Source organism: Bradyrhizobium sp. SZCCHNRI3043 (genome assembly GCF_032377735.1).
Lineage (GTDB): Bacteria > Pseudomonadota > Alphaproteobacteria > Rhizobiales > Xanthobacteraceae > Bradyrhizobium.
The window spans coordinates 182,976-199,643 of record NZ_JAUHID010000001.1; the positions used below are offsets into that span (position 1 = coordinate 182,976).

The window sequence follows — 16,668 nt, forward strand, 5'->3', positions numbered from 1 at the left end:
GCAACGGACTTCCGACGGGTCAGCCTATCTGATCCGGAAGATCGAGAGAGACGACAGGCCCGGCTTACAGCCGGGCTTTTCGTTTGTTTGGAGTCGTGCCGGCGGCAGTCCGATTCGCGCGCGGTGGGCGCGCGTTCTGTTTGTCACGTCTTTCGTTGACGGGGTGCCGCGCCGCGGACCGCATCCAGCGGCGCCGCGCGCATCACGGCTTGTCGAACCAGGCCTTCCACTGCGGGACGGCGGTCGCGAACGTGCCGCGATGGCTGGTCGGTCCCGTCGACACCGCCTCGACCTTGCTGTTGCCGGCGCCGATCGCCTGCTGGTAGGTCATCGCCAGGCGGCCGAGACCGGTCGAGATCGCCTCGTCGGTCTCACCGTAATAGTTGCGCACCGGCGTCTTGATGATCCAGCGATAGGCTTGCGTCTGCGCGACCAGGCGGCCGTAGGCCGACGCCGCGAAATACTGCGCATCGAAATAGTCGGGCTTGAGCAGCTCGTGCAGATCGATCGGGACGTCGGCGACGTTGAAGGGCTCGCGCTCATAGGCCTTGCGGGCGACGTCGTAATAGGTGTCGCTGATCACCGAGCGCGCCAGTCCCGGTACGCTGTAATAGTTCTCGAATGCGAAGGCCGACAGGATGAACAGCGAATTGACCCAGGCGGCGTCGTTCTTGCGCGGGAAGCTGAGGAAGCCGTTGAGCGCCACGGACACGTCGACAGGGGCGCTCGCGGTCGCCGCCGCCGTCACCGGCACGCCGGCGCTTTCGAGCTTCTCCAGAAAGGCCATGGTCACGAAGCCGCCTTGCGACCAGCCGGCGATGTCGAGCCTGGCGCTCGTCAGCTTCATCTGGTCGAGCACGGCGCGGCTCGCCCGCAACATGTCGTAGGTGGCCTGCTGATGACTGGCCTTCACCATGTAGCCTTCCGGCTCGGTCGAGATGCCCATTCCGAAATAGTCGGCGCCGATCAGCAGATAGCCTTGTCCTGCGAACTGCGCGATCATCAGCTGCGTCTCGGGCGACTGCTCCGGAAACGACGGCACCTCCTGCTTTCCGTACACCGTGCCGTGCTGATAGGACACCATCGGCAGGCTGGTCTCGCCGGTCTCGGGCACCGCGAGCAGGCCGCTCGCCGTGATCGGCTTGTTGCCGCGCTCGGGGACGACGGACGCATAGGTGACGCGATAGAGTCGCACGGCGTTGCGGGCCGGGGTGTAGGTCACCGAAACGCCCGCGAATTTCGGCGTGTCGACGGTGAGGATGGTGTTCAGCCGGGCGACGTCCCAGCGGGCCAGATACTCATAGCTCACGTCGGAGGAGACGCGGACCGGACCCTTGTCCTGGGCGCGGCTTGCGGCCGGCCAAGGGGCGCAAACGAGCAGCGCGATGAGAGCGCGATAAACGAACATGGGATCTCCCCGGCCTGCCGCCGTTGGTTGCATTCGGACCCCTGCGATACAGATCGCGCGTAAACAATCGGTGCGGCGCCGGCGGTCGCGCGCCGTCGCCCACGCTTAAGCCTTCTTCAAGCGTCCCCGCCTATGTCTCGATCGGGAGGCGCCCATGCAGGCGCGGGGCGAGGTCCAGATGGCTGACAATCCTGATGCCGCCGCGATCCCATCGCAGCGTCGTGACGTTCCGCTCGGCCTGTTCGCGGCCTGCTTCGCGCTCGCCTGCATCAACGCCTCGTTCTTCCCGGCCGGGCTGTGGTCGGGCACCTGGATCTGGGACCAGGCGGGTCTCGGCATTCCCACCGATTTCGTTAATGTCTGGGCGGCCGGCAAGCTGGCGCTGCAGGGACATCCGGCGCTGGCCTGGGACTGGGACGTGCAGCGCCAGGTCGAGCTCGACCTGCTGCGGCAGGATTTCCCGGGCTACTTTGCCTGGCACTATCCGCCGCCGTTCCTGTTCGTCGCAGCGTTCCTGGCGCAGTTTCCCTACACGCTCGCCTTCGTCGGCTGGGTCTATGCCAGCTTCGTTCCCTATGCGCTCGCGATGCGCGCGATCGTCGGCCGCGGCTTCGGCCTGCTGCTCGCAGCCGGCTTTCCGGCCCTGTTCTCGAACGCGCTGGTCGGGCAGAACGGATGCCTCACTGCCGCGCTCGTCGGCGGCACGCTCTATCTGCTGCCGGTGCGGCCGGTGCTGGCGGGGATCTGTCTCGGGCTCCTGACCTACAAGCCGCAATATGGCCTGCTCTTCCCGATCGTGCTGATCGCCACCCAGCGCTGGACAGCCTTCGTCTCTGCGAGCGTCACCGCCATCGTTCTGGCGCTGCTGTCATGGCTCGCCTTCGGGCCGGAGAGCTGGCAGGCCTTCTTGCATTGGCTACCGATGTTCTCGCAGGCGTTCCTGACCGAGGGCAAGGCGACCTGGTGGAAGCTGCAGAGCCTGTTTTCGCTCGTGCGCTATTTCGGCGGCTCGGAAGCGCTCGGCTGGACCTTCCAATGGGTGCTGACCGCAGCCGTTGCGGTCGTGCTGGTGACGCTGTGGCGCAGCCCGGTGCGCTACGCGCTGAAGGCGGCGGCGCTGGCCGTCGGGCTGCTGCTGACGACGCCCTATTTGTTCATGTACGACATGATGGTTCAGGCCATCGCGGTGGCATGGCTGGTGCGGATCGGCCTCGCCGACGGCTTTCGCCGCTACGAGCTGCCCGCGCTCGGCGGCATCGCGGCGCTTCAGATCACGTTCATGCTGTCCGGGATTCCGCTCGGGCTTGCGGCCAATCTGATCCTGGCCGGCCTGGTGCTGGCGCGCGCCGGCTCGTGGTGGCGTCGGCAGCCGGCGCCCGCCGCGGCGGCGCTCGCGAGCGCCTGACACACCGGTTGGGGCCGGGCAGGGTCATGATTTCCCTTGTCTTCCTTCGTGAACAGGTGTTCAGTTCTTCCCAGCCATTTGTGAGGTCGATCCTCCAAAAACACTGAACCAGCGTTCGCCGGGTGCCCTGGACGAGCGCGTCCGGGACGAGAAACGCCATGGTCTATCGGCGAACCCATCAGGTCGTGAAGCGGCTCGCGGCTCGCCGCAGCGCGATCCTGGCTGCCGCCCGCGAAACCGCCGCGGAAGGCGGCATGTCTGCCGTCCAGATCGCCCCGGTGGCGATCCGGGCCAATGTCGCAGCCGGCACCGTCTATCGCTACTTTCCCTCCAAGGCGGATCTGATCTCGGAGCTGATCGCGGAAGTCTCGCGCGATGAGCTGACCGCCGTCCGGCGCGCCGCCGATGCCGCGCCCGGTCCATCCTCGGCGCTGGCTGCCGCGGTGTCCACGGTCGCAGTGCACATCCTGTCGCAGCGCAAGCTCGCCTGGGGCATCCTGGCCGAGCCGGTCGACGTCGACGTGACGGCGTCACGGATCGCGAGCCGCCGCGAGATCGTCGGCGAGATCGCCTCGCGGATCGACGCGGCCGTCCGTGCCGGCCATCTTCCGGCGCAGGACACACAGTTGGCCGCGACCGCGCTGCTCGGCGCGCTGCACGAGGCGCTGGTGGGGCCGCTGGCGACCGAGAATCCCGACGACCCTGCCAAGCTCCGCGACACCGTTCAGGCGGTCACCCTGCTGGCGCTGCGCGCGGTCGGCGTCATGGATGCGCGTGCGCGCGGTCTCGTCGTGCAGGCCGTGCTGCCGGTCAGGAGCCTGGTCGGCGCGTAGTCCGCGCCGCCCATGCCTTACCCTTGGGACGCAAGGCCGCGCTTAAGCAAGGATTCACCCGTCGCGGCGATGGTGAGGCTGGCGTGCCGCGAGAGCACCGCCTTGCCCCACTCCAGGTGCCTCCTCAGACGATGTCGATTGCACGCAACCCTCTGGCGACGCGCCTCGTCATCGCCGGATCGGCCGCCGCCGGCGCTGTCTATGCATATCTCGCCGGCGAGGACATCAACTGGGACTGGCAGAACTATCACGACTATGCCGGCTTCGCGCTGCTGCATGGCCGCTTCGACATCGACGTCGCGCCTGGCGGCTTTCAGAGCTTCCTCAATCCGCTGATCTACCTGCTGCCTTACGCGGTCCGCCACGGGCTCGATGCGCCGTGGTGGGGCGTCGCGCTGGGCGCGCTGCACGGCCTCAATCTCGCGCTGGTCTATTGGGTTGCGCGCGTGCTGCTCCGGCGCGCGTCTGACGCGTTCACGCTCAGCGCCGCGCTCATCATCGCCGCCCTCAGTCCGATGGCGCTGTCCGAGGTCGGCACCAGCTTCGCCGACATTCTCACGACCATTCCGATCCTCGCCGGCATCGCGCTGATCTTCGGGGAGGACGATGAGCGCGGCCGACGTTTCGTCGCCGCTGGCCTGCTGATCGGCGCGGCCACGGGACTGAAGCTCACCAATGCGACGTTTCTGGTCGGAGCCGGCGTCTCGCTGCTCCTGGTGGCGCGGCCGTGGCGCGCGATCGTCGCATTCGGCGCGGGCAGTTCGGCCGGCGTGGTCGTGACCGCGGGGCCGTGGGCATTGAAGATGGCGCGCGACTACGGCAGCCCGCTGTTTCCATTCTACAACACGATCTTCCGCTCGCCCGAAGCGCCGCAGGCCTCGATCGTCGATACGCGCTTCATGCCGCAGGGACTGCTCGATGCGCTCGCCTATCCGTTCTACTGGGTGATCGGCAAGCATCCCTCGTCGGAATGGCCGTTCCGCGATCCGCGTTTCGCCGTCGTGATCGTGCTGCTCATCGCGCTGATCGTCACCGGCCTGTGGCAGCGGCGCGAGGTGCTGCCGCTGCGCGACCGGCGCCTCCTGATCTTCTTCTGGCTCAGCTACGTCCTGTGGATGCTGGCCTTCTCGATCCAGCGCTATTTGATGCCGCTCGAGCTGTTGTCGGCGCCGCTGATCGTGCTGCTGCTCATCCGCCTGGTCGGTGCTTGGCGTGCAGACGCTGGGCCGGTCGCGTCACCATCGCGGCGGATGACGCAAGCCGTCACGGTGATGGCCGCGCTCGGCATCGCGCTGGCGTCGCAGCCGACCGACTGGATGCGGAGGCCATGGTCCGATCCCTACCGGCCGCAGCTCGCGGCGGACCTGCAGCGTTCCGCGACGTTCCTGCTGCTGCAGAAGCCGCTCGGCTACGTCACGTCGTTCCTGCCACAGGGCTCGCGCGTCTATCAGTTGTCCGAGCTCGTGGTGCCGATCGTGTCCGGCGGCGTGCTGGACCGCCGGGTTCGCAACGGCCTGGCCAATCCGCTGCCGGGAGGCGTGTGGGCGCTGTATTTCTCCAAGAGCCCGGCCGACAACCCGCCGCGGCTCGAGGTGCTTGCGGACTATGATCTCCAGATCGATGCGTCGCGTGGCTGCGAGAGCATCCCCGGCGCCGCCGGCATTGCCATCGAGGCCTGTCCGGTGATCGCGCGGGCCAAGCCCCCGTCCACGGCCGGACTGGGCGCGATCGATAGGACCCAATAGGTCGTCTCAGATATGGGCGTCGCTCGACGGCCCGACATAGGCGATGCGCACCATGTTCGTGGTGCCGGGTGTGCCGAGCGGCACGCCGGCGACGATGATGACGCGCTGTCCGGCGCGGACGAAGCCGTCGCGGAAGGCAATCGAGCCGGCGCGCTCGACCATGTCGTCCTGGTCGCGCGCGTCCTCGGCCACCACGCAGTGCACGCCCCACACGACCGACAGGCGGCGTCCGGTTGCCAGGTTCGGGGTGATCGCGACCACCGGCGGCTTCGGCCGCTCGCGCGCGACGCGGATCGCGGTGGAGCCGGACGAGGTCCAGCAGATGATCGTAGGAAGATCGAGATTTTCGGCGATCCGCCGTGCGGCTTCGGCGATCGCATCGCCCGCGGTCGATTCCGGCTCGGGACGCTGCGCCGCGATCACCGAGCGATAGACCACGTCGCGCTCGACCTCCTCGCCAATGCGGTTCATGGTCGAGACCGCCTCGACCGGGTATTTGCCGGCGGCCGACTCGGCCGACAGCATGATCGCGTCGGCGCCTTCATAGACCGCAGTGGCGACGTCGGAGACCTCGGCGCGCGTCGGCACCGGCGACTGGATCATCGATTCCAGCATCTGTGTCGCGACCACCACCGGCTTGCCGGCGCGGCGCGCCAGCCGCGTCATCTGCTTCTGCAGGCCGGGCACGCGCTCCAGCGGCAGCTCGACGCCAAGGTCGCCGCGCGCCACCATCAAAGCATCGGAGACGTCGACGATGTCGTTGAGCCGGTCGATCGCCTGCGGCTTCTCGATCTTCGACATCACGGCCGCGCGGCCGCGGATGATCTTCTTGGCTTCCAGCACGTCGTCGGCGCGCTGCACGAAGGACAGCGCGATCCAGTCGATGCCGATGTTCAAGGCTGCATCGAGGTCGGCCCGGTCCTTCGGCGTCATCGCCGAGACCGGCAGGTCGGTGTCCGGTAGGCTCACGCCCTTGCGGTCGGACATCTTGCCGCCGATCACGACCCGGGTGACGGCGCGGGTTGGCGAGGTCTCCTCGGCGATCAGCCGCACCTTGCCGTCATCCAGCAGCAGCGCATGTCCCGGCTGCAGGGCGGCCAGGATTTCCGGATGCGGCAGATGGACCCGCGTCGCATCGCCCGGTGTCTTGTCGGAATCGAGCACGAAGCTCTGGCCGTTGTTGAGCTGAACCGGGCCGTCGGCGAAGGTGCCGAGCCTGAGCTTCGGACCCTGAAGATCGACCAGAATGCCGATCGGGCGGCCGTAGCTCGCTTCGACGCTGCGGATCGTGGTCACCAGCTCCCGCAGCTTGTCGTGCGGGGTGTGGCTCATGTTGATCCTGAATATGTCGGCCCCGGCCTCGAACAGCTTGCGAATCATCGCGCTGTCCGAGGAGGCGGGGCCGAGCGTCGCGAGGATCTTGATGCGTCGCAGCCGCCTCATGGCTTGGGTGCTTGCCCTGGCGGCAGGGCCGGTGCGGCTGCCGGCGGCGCACCCTGCGGCCCATTGGGCAGACCTGGAACGTTGCCTCCGGGTCCCAACGTGCCGGGAATTCCGGGCACGCGCTGCTGCGCCGGCTGCTCATTGGCCTCCGTGAGCTGCACCGTCCAGGCGCGCTGGTCGCCGGTGTCGACCTCGAAGAAGCCGGTGCGGTCGAAGCCACGCGCCAGGCAATTGTCGGTGCCCTTGATGGTGAATTCCTTGTCGCGCGAGCACATGAAGGCCTGTCCCGACCATTCACCGCCGCGGTCATAGTCGAGCGCGTAGATGTAATAATAGCGCGCCACCAGCGTGCCCTTGAGAAGGGTCTCGCAGCTGCGTGACGACACGTTCCACCAGCCTTCCGTGGTCCAGCCTTCGGCGTCCTTGTAGCCGAGGGCGATCCCGACCCGGCTGGAGGTGTTGTTGCAGAGCCGGAAATCGGCGGCCGCCGGAGTGGACGACAGACAGAGCGCGGCCAGCCCAAGCAGCGAAAGCAGTCCGTAGCCAGGGCGGAAGGGATTGCGATGCAGGAGAGAGGAGATTTTGGGGATCATTGCGCGACGCTATATCAACCGTTGAACGATGTCGCTGGGCTTGGCTGCGGCTGTCAACGCCATGACGATCTCGTGCGAAGCCGCTGCGATCCAGCGCCTCGCTCCTCCTGACGGCGCTGCGATATGGCCAAATCTGCGACGAAGCCTCATTATATAGCAGACATCCGTCATGGCGCGGAACAGGGAACAAAGAGATGACGATGGACAGCACCACCCGGACCGAACTCGAAGCCGCCGCCTTTCGCCGGCTCGTCGAGCATCTGCGGACCAGAACCGACGTTCAGAACATCGATCTGATGAATCTGGCGGGGTTCTGCCGCAACTGCCTCTCCAACTGGCTGAAGGACGCCGCCGACGCCCAGGGGGCGCCAATGACCAAGGACGAGAGCCGCGAGGCGGTCTATGGCATGCCTTACGAGGAATGGAAGGCGAAGTACCAGCGCGAGGCCAGCGCCGAGCAGCGCGAAGCCTTCAAGAAGGCGCATCCGGGCCACTGATTCCTAAACGAGCGCGCAGGAGACGCGCTTTACTGCCGTTCGCGCGCGAGCCCAGACTTGGCAGGGGCTTCGAAGGCGAATCGGGTCCTGCGCAGGATGGTGACGAAACACAAGTGGCGCGGCCGGCTTGCGTGGGCTTCACGCTGCGCAGGCCAACAAGATGTGGGCCGCTCTGTGGATGAGGGCGATGTCGCCTTGACGCGGGGCACGCCAGATTTGAGGGTCGCGGCGAACATGTAGCGCCCTTTGGCGCCTTCCTTGGACACACGAGTTCCACTCAGGAGTATCAGATGGCCACCTCCGCCGCCGCGAAGGACGACGACTCGCCCGCGACCCGCTTTGCCGTAGACCAGCTCAAGTCGATCATCGAGCGGATCGAGCGTCTCGAGGAGGAGAAGAAGGCGATCTCCGAAGACATCAAGGACGTCTACGCCGAGAGCAAGGGCAATGGCTTCGACGTCAAGGCGCTGCGCACGATCATCCGGCTGCGCAAGCAGGACCCGAACGAGCGCCAGGAAGAGGAAAGCATCCTCGAGACCTATATGCAGGCGCTCGGAATGATCTGAGCAGCCGGCCTCGCTCACCTGGAGCAGACCTCGGCTGCCCCTGACGGGGCATTCGCTTTCTCCCGGTTCGCCTCGGCGCGCCGGCGGCATGCGGCCATCGACGCTGCACTCCAGCTCGTCAATGCCGAGGAGAACGACGAACCGGCTGTCGCGGCGTCAGCGCAAGGCTGCCGCGCGCATGGCGAAGGATTTGGTTTCGAGCTTGACGATCGCCGGCCCTGTGAACTGATCGTAGCTTAGTCCCGGCGTCGGCTCGGCGGTGAAGCTCATCGCCAGCGCGACCTGCGGCTTGACGAAATAGCTGCGCATCACGGTGAGGTCCACGTCGCCCATTTTCGTCACGGACATCGATGACGACGCGCTCGGCGTCAGCATGATGGCCCGCATCCAGGTCGAATCGGGACCCTTGGCCGCCGAGATTCGCGTCGCCATCGTGATGGCGCCGTCCTGACCTTGGCCGTTCTTCGTGGCCGCCGGGGCGGCCTCAGGCACCGGCGCGACGCTGCGGGTCGCCGGTCGGGAGTTTCGCACCGGGATGGGGGCGGTGGAGGCGACATTGGCGCGATCGAGCGGAGAGGAGGCCGGGGGTGCGAAGGCCATGGCCTGCATCAGGCTCGCGGTCTGCTGCTGATCGATCGATGACAGCGCACGGCGCGCCGTGATCGCGGCAACCTGCTCGGGCGTGGCCTGCTTCGGCGTGCCGGGATTGTCACCCCAGAAGCCGCGCGAATTGATGATGTCGGCGACGCTCTGCGGCGCGCCGTCCCTGGATTTGCTGCCGACGGCGCTTGTCGTTTCGGACTTCGTCTCGGGCTTGGTCGCCGCGGGCTGAGCGGCAGATTGCGCATCCGCGGAGGCCAATTGCAGGGCATTGGCGATCTTGCCGCGCGTGGTGGCGGCTTTGCTGTCCACCGATCGCTCGACGGTCCGGCCGTCCTTGTCGGAGCTCTTGTCAGCCGGCTTCGCGGCGAGTGCCGCGGTCTGGACCGGCTTGGCGTCGGCCTTGCTCTCGCTCTCGCCAGACTCCTCGTCATCCTCGCTCGGACGACCGCGGAACAGCCGTGCAAACAGGTTGGGGCGGCTGGACGACGCGTCATCGCCGTTGCCGCGTTTCTCGATCTCGGCCTTGGCCAGCTCATAGCCCTTGAGCGGAACGCCGTTGCTCGGCACGTGAACGGTCTTGCCGTCCGGGAACACGCGGGCGAGCTGGTCAGCCGTCATCCGCGGCCAGTGCCGGATGTTGCCGGTGTCGAGGTGCACGAAGGGCGAGCCGGAAGTCGGGTAGAAGCCGACGCCGCCGCGCTGCAGGCGCAGGCCGGCGAAGCGGATCTGCTCCAGCGGCACGTTGGGAATGTAGAAATCCATCGCGTGGCCCAGCATGTGCTGGCTGTGCCGCGCCACCCCGGAATGCGCCGAGCGACGGCGCAGCATCGAGTTGGTGGCGGGCGACCGGTACGACGAGATGATCTGGATCGGCTGCTTGGCGTCGACGTCGCGATAGACCTCCCAGAGGATATCGAACAGGCGGCGGTCCATGACCGTCTCGTCCTGGGTACGCCAGTCGCGGAGGAAGTGATTGAGCTTCTTCAGCGCGTCTTCGTCATAGCGGCCCTCGCGCTTGAAGGTGACCGTCAGGTCCTCGCCGGAATGGGTGTGGTGGAAGGAGAGGGTGTGGGTTTCATTCAGCGCCGCCGCGTCATGCACCGAGCCGGCGCCGATGAGCAGCAGCAGCGCCGCCAGCCCGCATTGGCATCCAGCCTTCCAACCCGCCCTCGTGAGCGAAACAGATTGGCGCGCGAAAACAGACAGCAAGATGCAGCCACCCCGTCGACGAGCGTTTACTCGATGACCCTCTTGCGGCCCGTCCGGCGGAAGAGAGAGGAAACGCTTACCTAAGGCGGGATGGTTAAGGGATACTGACCGACCCGCCCCCCAATTACCCTTAACATATACTCTTGAGTGTGGCGAAAAAGAGCCATCGAATCTTGGTTGATCATTGTGGTTAACCTAAAGCAAAGGCCCCGCCGATCGGCGAGGCCTTTGATCTCAAGATGGAAATTTTGACCGTGATCGGCGGCCTGATCAGCGGGTGAAGACCCGCCGGGCAGGGCGGCCGACCGGCGCCGGCGGCGTCGGCAGGCCACCGCCGCCGAACAGGCGCTCGAAGAAGTTCGGGCCGGAGGAGAAGCTGTTGTCGCTGATGTTGACCGAGTTCGGCAGCGGCCCCTTCGGACGCGCGTAGCTCGGTTGGGCGTGGGCGACGACGTTCTCGAGATCCTTGCCGCGGTTGTTCTTCAGGATCGAGATCATGGTCGCGTCGCGGCCGTAGATGTCCTTGCGGAATTGCAGCTTGCCGGCTTCGTCGACGAAGGCGGTTTGGTAGGTGATGTTGACCGGGATCGGCGTCGGGAATTTCAAGTCGATCTCGCTGCGGCCGTACATGCTGCGGATGCGCTCCGGCGTGTAGCGCTCGTTCGGCATGGTGATGTTGAGCAGGACCGACGCGTACTGATCCGGATACTGCACGCGCATGCAGCCATGGCTGAAGGCGCGCTCGTCACGGGCGAACAGGTTCTTGTCCGGCGTGTCGTGCTGATAGACCAGGAACTTGTTCGGGAAGTTGAAGCGGATGCGGCCGAGCGCGTTGGCCTCGCCCGGCGGCTGCGAGATGTGGATCGAGCCGTCGCGCGCGCGCTCCAGCCGCAGGCCCATGCGGTCGAGCACGGTCGGATCCTGCTGCAACGCCGGCAGATACTCGTTGTAGATGATCGACGGCGGCACGTTCCAGGTCGGATTGACCGTGATGAACTTCATCGTCTCGCTGAGCAACGGCGTCGCATGCTGCCCCGGCTTGCCGGTCACCACGCGGGTGGTCCACACCTGCGCGCCGTGCTGCATCACTTTCAGCGTGTAGTCGGGGATGTTGAGGATCACATAAGCGTCGCCGATCGCGGGCGCGCCGAGGTCGCGCGGCAGCCAGCGCCAGCGCTCCATGTTGACGAGGACCGTATCGATCTGCTTGTCGCGCTTGGGCGTGTTGAGCGCCTTCACGGTGCGGTCGTCGAGCACCCCGGTCGGCTTGAGGTCGACGCTTTCCTGGAACTTGCGGACGGCGGCGGCGACCTTGGCGTCATAGCGGATGTCGTCGGCGTTCTCGGTGATGCCGAGCTTGGCGCGCAGCTTGGGCACGCGCGGGTCGGACATCTGCGCCTCGGCCTCCGGCGCATTCTTGCCGCGGGCAGGAATGTATTTCAGCGGCTGGCCGTCGTCGATGATAACAGGCGCGCCGTCGCTGACGCCGCGCAGCTCGGCGAGCTTGGCCTTCAGCAGCTTGTAGAGCTTGTGCGGCGGGTTGTAGCTCTCCAGCGCCGCGGAGGCATCCTTTGCGCCGGTGACGTTGGCCAGCACCTCGTTCGGATCGACCGGATGCTCGGGATATTGGATATCCGCTGAGACCTGCGACCAGTGCATGCGGCCGCTCTGCGCCTGGCGCGCGTAGTCCATCATGCTCTCGGTGAGTCTGAGATCCGCCTCCGCCAGCGCGTCCGGTGCGGAGGCTGCGGCTGCGAAATCCGGCACCGGATAGTCGCCGGGATTGAGGCCATCGGCTGCTGCATCCCTGAGACGGGCGATGACGCCCTTCGCGGCGGCTGTCAGATTGCCGCCCTGGGTCCAGATCGGCGCGTAGTCGCGGCCGGTGTAGAATTTCTCGACGGCGGCGCGTTCGGCCTTGCGGTCGAAATACCTTGTCGCCTTGCTCGCCATCAGGTCGCGCAGACGGTCGGCAACGGGCTGGTCGGCGGCGGGAACGGTGCTGGCGGCCTTGACCGGGTCTGGGACTGTCGCGGTCGCAGGGGCCGCTGCCGGCGGCGTGGCGACGGTCTTGGCGGGATCGGCCGCAGGCGCCGCGGCAGAGTCGAGCGGCTTGGTCGTCGTCTCGGGCGACTTGGCCTGGTCGGGCGACACGGTGGCGGTGGTGTCGAGTTTGAAGTCACTGGCGGTCGGCGGCGGCACGTTGGCCGGCTCGGGGAACGGGATCGCCGCATCGATGGCGAGCTCGGCCGCGCCGTTGCGGGGCGGACCGCTCTGGGCGAAAGCAGAGGTCGAGGACACCGCGAGGAAGGTCGCCGCGACAGCCATGAGCACGCGGTCATATCCGCCACGGGTGGTCACACAATCTCGCATCATCAATCCCTCGGATGATCTGTCCCGGCTGGAACAGGGGTAACAAGGTCGATCCGCCAGCTTCGGCGCGGGTACCGCCTGTGAGGATGGTTCGCATCTGCACGCAATGATTCACGCCCAAACGATACTCAAGCCCCATTTCTGCGGCCAGCGCCACACGGGACAACTCACGACAAACTGACTCTTGGGAAACCCCGGCCAAACCGATCGTGCGCTTGTGCCACGCGTTATTTCCTTTGTCTGTCACCGCAAGGCAACGGTTCAGATGTTCCAGTGTTGCCAAGACTTGCGGCCTTTTTCGGACGACAGCCAAGCGCAACCATGGTGCGGATCCGAGCGGCTCAGCCGAGCGGCGGGCTTTCCGTCGTGGGGGTCTCGTCATTGGCTTCGTCGAGCTTGCGGTAGAGCGTCGAGCGTCCGATTTTGAGGCGGCGCGCCACCTCCGACATCTGGCCGCGGTAATGGGCGATGGCGAAACGGATGATCTCATGCTCCATCTCCTCGAGCGGCCGCACCTCGCCGCTTGCGGTGAGCAGCGGCAGGAACCCGTGCGAGGGCAGAGGGGCAATGGGGACTTCACTTCCCGGCACCATCGCAGGCAGCGCCGGAACAGGCCGCTCCACGGTGAGGGCCGGCGCAGGCTCCACCGGCGGTGCGTGGGTGGGAATCAGTGGAAAATCGGCCACGCCGAGTTGGTCACTCTCGCCCATGACGACGGCGCGGTAGACCGCGTTTTCCAACTGGCGGATGTTGCCGGGCCAGTCGAGCTTGGTCAGATAGGCGACGGCCTCACCGGTGATGCCCGAAATGGCGCGGTTCTCCTCGGCCGCGAACCGCGCGAGGAAATGCCGCAACAGATGCGGGATGTCCTCGCGGCGGGTGCGCAGCGGCGGAACGGTGAGCGGCAGCACGTGCAGCCGGTAGAACAGATCCTCGCGGAAGTGGCCTTCCTTGACGCGGTCGAGTAGCCTGCGATTGGTCGCCGAGATGATGCGGACGTCGACCTTGACCGGCTTGCGGCCGCCGACGGCTTCCACGGCGCCCTCCTGCAGGGCGCGCAGCAGCTTGACCTGGGCGGTGAGCGGCAGCTCCGAGACCTCATCGAGGAACAGCGTGCCGCCATGGGCTTCGACGAACTTGCCCATGTGACGCTCGGTCGCGCCGGTGAATGCGCCCTTCTCGTGACCGAACAGGATCGATTCCACCAGATTGTCCGGGATCGCGCCGCAATTGACGGCAACGAACGGTTTCGTCTTGCGCTCGCTGGTGCCGTGGATGGCGCGGGCGAACAGCTCCTTGCCGACGCCTGATTCGCCTTCGATCAGCACCGGGATCGACGAGGCCGCGGCCTTTTCGGCGATGCGCAGGATCGGCGCCATCGCCTCCGCGCGGGTGATGATGTCGGCGAAGGTCAGGCGCCCTTCGCGGCTGTGCCGGATGCGCTGCAACTCGCCCTTCAAGGCCGAGGTATTGAGCGCATTACGCAACGAGACCTGGAGCCGCTCGATGCCGACCGGCTTGACGACGAAGTCCTGCGCGCCGGCGCGCATTGCGGAGACGACGTTGTCGATGCCGCCATGCGCGGTCTGCACGATCACGGGTATCGAGATCCCCATCTCGCGCATCTTGGAGAGGACACCCATGCCGTCGAGGCCGGGCATCACGAGATCGAGCACGATGGCGTCGATGGGGCCGGCATCAGGATTCGTCAGTTTCTCGATGACGGCATCGCCGGTCTCGACGACGACCGCCTCGTAGCCGCATTTCTGCACCATGTTCTCCACCAGCCGGCGCTGGACCGGATCATCATCGGCAATCAAAATGCTGGCAGCCATGGCTTTCCTTGCACGCTACGACTATCTGTCTCGAATCGGGGCACTCTCGCCGACGCCGATTAACGCAACCTTAAACCTCGCTGATCGGGATACACGTTCGAACAACAGGTTACCCATCCGATGACCTCGCGCGCTTCTTCTGCCCTTCGCAAGCCGACCAGATCCGCCCCCCAGACCAAATCCGCCAAGACCAAATCCAACAAGGCCAAGCCGGCCAAGAAGCCCGCGTCAAAGCCGAAGCCGGTAGAGGTCAAGGCTGCGCGCGGTGCGACGGCCAAATCATCGGCCAAACCGGCAAAGAAGGTCGTCGCGGCAAAGGCCGGCATCGGCGTGCTGCCCGAATGGAATCTCGGCGACCTTTATATGGGCATCGACGCCCCTGAGATCGCTCACGATCTCGCGAAGATGGATTCCGAATGCGTCGCGTTTGAGACCGACTACAAGGGCAAGCTCGCCGAGCATGTCGCGCGCGAGGATGGCGGCGAATGGCTCGCAGAAGCCGTGCGGCGCTACGAGGCGATCGACGATCTCGCCGGGAGGCTCGGTTCGTTCGCCGGTCTTGCGCATGCCGGCGACAGCGTCGATCCGGCGATCTCCAAATTCTACGGCGACATCTCGGAGCGGCTGACGGCGGCGTCGACGCATCTGCTGTTCTTCCCGCTCGAGCTCAACCGCATCGACGACGCCGTGATCGAGCGCGCGATGGAGACGCCCGCGCTCGGCCATTACCGGCCGTGGATCGAGGACCTGCGCAAGGACAAGCCGTATCAGCTCGAGGATCGCGTCGAGCAGCTGTTCCACGAAAAGTCGCAGACCGGATACTCGGCCTGGAACAGGTTGTTCGACCAGACCATCGCTGGCCTGCGGTTTCAGGTCGGAGGTAAGGAGCTCGCGATCGAGCCGACGCTGAATTTCCTGCAGGACCGTGACGGCGCCAAGCGCAAGGCGGCCGCCGAGGCGCTGGCAAAAACCTTCAAGGCCAATGAGCGCACCTTCGCGCTGATCACCAACACGCTCGCCAAGGACAAGGACATCTCGGACCGCTGGCGCGGTTTCCAGGATGTCGCCGACTCCCGCCACTTGAACAATCGCGTCGAGCGCGAGGTGGTCGATGCGCTGGTAGCGTCGGTACGCGCGTCCTATCCGAAGCTGTCGCATCGCTACTACCAGCTCAAGGCGCGCTGGTTCAAAAAGAAGAAGCTCGCGCATTGGGACCGCAATGCGCCGCTGCCCTTCGCGGCCAATGCCACCATCGCCTGGCCGGAGGCGAAGAGCATGGTGTTGACGGCGTATCGCGGCTTCTCGCCCGAGATGGCGGACATCGCCCAGCGCTTCTTCGACCAGAGCTGGATCGACGCGCCGGTGCGGCCGGGCAAGGCGCCGGGCGCGTTCTCGCATCCGACCACGCCCTCGGCGCATCCCTATGTGCTGATGAACTACCAGGGCAAGCCGCGCGACGTGATGACGCTCGCGCATGAGCTCGGCCACGGCGTGCACCAGGTGCTGGCGGCGAGGCAAGGCGCGCTGATGGCGCCGACGCCGCTGACCTTGGCGGAGACCGCGAGCGTGTTCGGCGAGATGCTGACGTTCAAGCGGCTGCTATCCGAGACAAGGGACGCCAGGCAGCGCCAGGCGCTGCTCGCCGGCAAGGTCGAGGACATGATCAACACCGTGGTGCGGCAGATCGCGTTCTATTCGTTCGAGCGCGCGGTGCATACCGAGCGCAAGAACGGCGAGCTGACCGCCGAGCGACTCGGGCAGCTCTGGCTGTCGGTGCAGACCGAGAGTCTCGGCGAGGCGATCGAGATCAAGCCGGGCTACGAAAACTTCTGGATGTACATCCCGCACTTCATCCATTCGCCGTTCTACGTCTACGCCTATGCGTTCGGCGACTGCCTCGTGAACTCGCTCTATGCGGTCTACGAGCACGCCGCCGAGGGGTTTGCCGAGCGCTATCTGGCGATGCTCGCGGCCGGCGGCACCAAGCATTATTCCGAACTGCTCAAGCCGTTCGGCCTGGACGCCAAGGACCCCAAATTCTGGGACGGCGGTCTCTCAGTCATCGCCGGCATGATCGACGAGCTGGAGGCGATGGGGTAGGGGCGTAAAACATTTGTTGAACGGATTGAAGAGGCGCGTTATACATTTGTATAACGCG

The 16,668-nt window shown here is 66.1% G+C and carries 13 protein-coding genes; 6 read left to right on the plus strand and 7 right to left on the minus strand.

Going from position 1 to position 16,668, the window contains the following annotated elements; all coding sequences use genetic code 11:
* Positions 1 to 202 precede the first annotated feature (202 nt).
* Positions 203 to 1,408: an alpha/beta hydrolase family protein gene (locus QX124_RS00875; protein ID WP_315795763.1), complete on the minus strand. Its 1,206-nt coding sequence runs from the start codon at positions 1,406 to 1,408 to the stop codon at positions 203 to 205.
* A 178-nt stretch (positions 1,409 to 1,586) separates the two neighbouring features.
* Between QX124_RS00875 and QX124_RS00880 the strand changes: the two genes are divergently transcribed.
* From QX124_RS00880 to QX124_RS00890, 3 genes are all read left to right on the plus strand, one after another.
* Positions 1,587 to 2,813 (plus strand): glycosyltransferase family 87 protein, encoded by a 1,227-nt coding sequence (locus QX124_RS00880; protein WP_315795765.1) that lies wholly within the window; start codon positions 1,587 to 1,589, stop codon positions 2,811 to 2,813.
* A gap of 158 nt (positions 2,814 to 2,971) precedes the next feature.
* Positions 2,972 to 3,646, plus strand: a complete 675-nt coding sequence (locus QX124_RS00885; protein WP_315795767.1) for a helix-turn-helix domain-containing protein — start codon at positions 2,972 to 2,974, stop codon at positions 3,644 to 3,646.
* 131 nt (positions 3,647 to 3,777) lie between these two features.
* Positions 3,778 to 5,391 (plus strand): glycosyltransferase family 87 protein, encoded by a 1,614-nt coding sequence (locus QX124_RS00890; protein WP_315795770.1) that lies wholly within the window; start codon positions 3,778 to 3,780, stop codon positions 5,389 to 5,391.
* Between the two features lie 6 nt (positions 5,392 to 5,397).
* On the opposite strand, the gene pyk is transcribed toward QX124_RS00890, so the two are convergent.
* Both pyk and QX124_RS00900 read right to left on the minus strand, forming a co-directional pair.
* Positions 5,398 to 6,834: a pyruvate kinase gene (pyk, locus tag QX124_RS00895; RefSeq protein ID WP_315736327.1), complete on the minus strand. Its 1,437-nt coding sequence runs from the start codon at positions 6,832 to 6,834 to the stop codon at positions 5,398 to 5,400.
* Positions 6,831 to 7,427: a DUF1036 domain-containing protein gene (locus QX124_RS00900; protein ID WP_315736328.1), complete on the minus strand. Its 597-nt coding sequence runs from the start codon at positions 7,425 to 7,427 to the stop codon at positions 6,831 to 6,833. The genes pyk and QX124_RS00900 overlap by 4 nt, the downstream gene beginning before the upstream one ends.
* Before the next feature lie 200 nt (positions 7,428 to 7,627).
* Between QX124_RS00900 and QX124_RS00905 the strand changes: the two genes are divergently transcribed.
* Together QX124_RS00905 and QX124_RS00910 are read left to right on the plus strand one after the other, a co-directional pair.
* Entirely contained in the window at positions 7,628 to 7,924 is a 297-nt protein-coding gene (locus QX124_RS00905) for a DUF1244 domain-containing protein (protein WP_315736329.1), read from the plus strand.
* 290 nt (positions 7,925 to 8,214) lie between these two features.
* Complete coding sequence (locus tag QX124_RS00910) at positions 8,215 to 8,490, plus strand: DUF2312 domain-containing protein (protein WP_008961835.1); 276 nt, start codon at positions 8,215 to 8,217, stop codon at positions 8,488 to 8,490.
* Between the two features lie 156 nt (positions 8,491 to 8,646).
* Here QX124_RS00910 and QX124_RS00915 read toward each other — a convergent pair whose 3' ends face one another.
* The 4 genes from QX124_RS00915 to QX124_RS00930 form a co-directional block, all read right to left on the minus strand.
* Complete coding sequence (locus tag QX124_RS00915) at positions 8,647 to 10,302, minus strand: DUF882 domain-containing protein (protein ID WP_315795772.1); 1,656 nt, start codon at positions 10,300 to 10,302, stop codon at positions 8,647 to 8,649.
* Positions 10,303 to 10,572: 270 nt separating this feature from the next.
* Positions 10,573 to 12,630 carry a murein L,D-transpeptidase gene (locus tag QX124_RS00920; protein ID WP_315796604.1) on the minus strand — a complete coding sequence of 686 codons (2,058 nt, stop codon included), beginning with the start codon at positions 12,628 to 12,630 and terminating at the stop codon, positions 10,573 to 10,575.
* A gap of 10 nt (positions 12,631 to 12,640) precedes the next feature.
* The gene (locus QX124_RS00925) at positions 12,641 to 12,958 is read right to left on the minus strand and encodes a hypothetical protein (RefSeq protein ID WP_315795774.1); all 318 of its coding nucleotides are present in this window, start codon (positions 12,956 to 12,958) and stop codon (positions 12,641 to 12,643) included.
* 58 nt (positions 12,959 to 13,016) lie between these two features.
* A complete protein-coding gene (locus QX124_RS00930; protein WP_315795775.1) occupies positions 13,017 to 14,510 on the minus strand; it encodes a sigma-54 dependent transcriptional regulator in 1,494 nt (497 codons plus the stop codon).
* A gap of 120 nt (positions 14,511 to 14,630) precedes the next feature.
* Between QX124_RS00930 and QX124_RS00935 the strand changes: the two genes are divergently transcribed.
* Positions 14,631 to 16,610, plus strand: coding sequence for a M3 family oligoendopeptidase (locus QX124_RS00935; RefSeq protein WP_315795776.1), 1,980 nt, complete (start codon positions 14,631 to 14,633; stop codon positions 16,608 to 16,610).
* The last annotated feature ends 58 nt before the right edge of the window (positions 16,611 to 16,668 follow it).

Coding starts and splice junctions, on each gene's coding strand:
- QX124_RS00900 (WP_315736328.1), bottom strand. CDS start 7,427: ATGATCCCCAAAATCTCCTCTCTCCTGCATCGCAATCCCTTCCGCCCT.
- QX124_RS00920 (WP_315796604.1), bottom strand. CDS start 12,630: ATGGCTGTCGCGGCGACCTTCCTCGCGGTGTCCTCGACCTCTGCTTTC.
- QX124_RS00905 (WP_315736329.1), top strand. CDS start 7,628: ATGGACAGCACCACCCGGACCGAACTCGAAGCCGCCGCCTTTCGCCGG.
- QX124_RS00890 (WP_315795770.1), top strand. CDS start 3,778: ATGTCGATTGCACGCAACCCTCTGGCGACGCGCCTCGTCATCGCCGGA.
- QX124_RS00885 (WP_315795767.1), top strand. CDS start 2,972: ATGGTCTATCGGCGAACCCATCAGGTCGTGAAGCGGCTCGCGGCTCGC.
- pyk (WP_315736327.1), bottom strand. CDS start 6,834: ATGAGGCGGCTGCGACGCATCAAGATCCTCGCGACGCTCGGCCCCGCC.
- QX124_RS00930 (WP_315795775.1), bottom strand. CDS start 14,510: ATGGCTGCCAGCATTTTGATTGCCGATGATGATCCGGTCCAGCGCCGG.
- QX124_RS00910 (WP_008961835.1), top strand. CDS start 8,215: ATGGCCACCTCCGCCGCCGCGAAGGACGACGACTCGCCCGCGACCCGC.
- QX124_RS00875 (WP_315795763.1), bottom strand. CDS start 1,408: ATGTTCGTTTATCGCGCTCTCATCGCGCTGCTCGTTTGCGCCCCTTGG.
- QX124_RS00880 (WP_315795765.1), top strand. CDS start 1,587: ATGGCTGACAATCCTGATGCCGCCGCGATCCCATCGCAGCGTCGTGAC.
- QX124_RS00935 (WP_315795776.1), top strand. CDS start 14,631: ATGACCTCGCGCGCTTCTTCTGCCCTTCGCAAGCCGACCAGATCCGCC.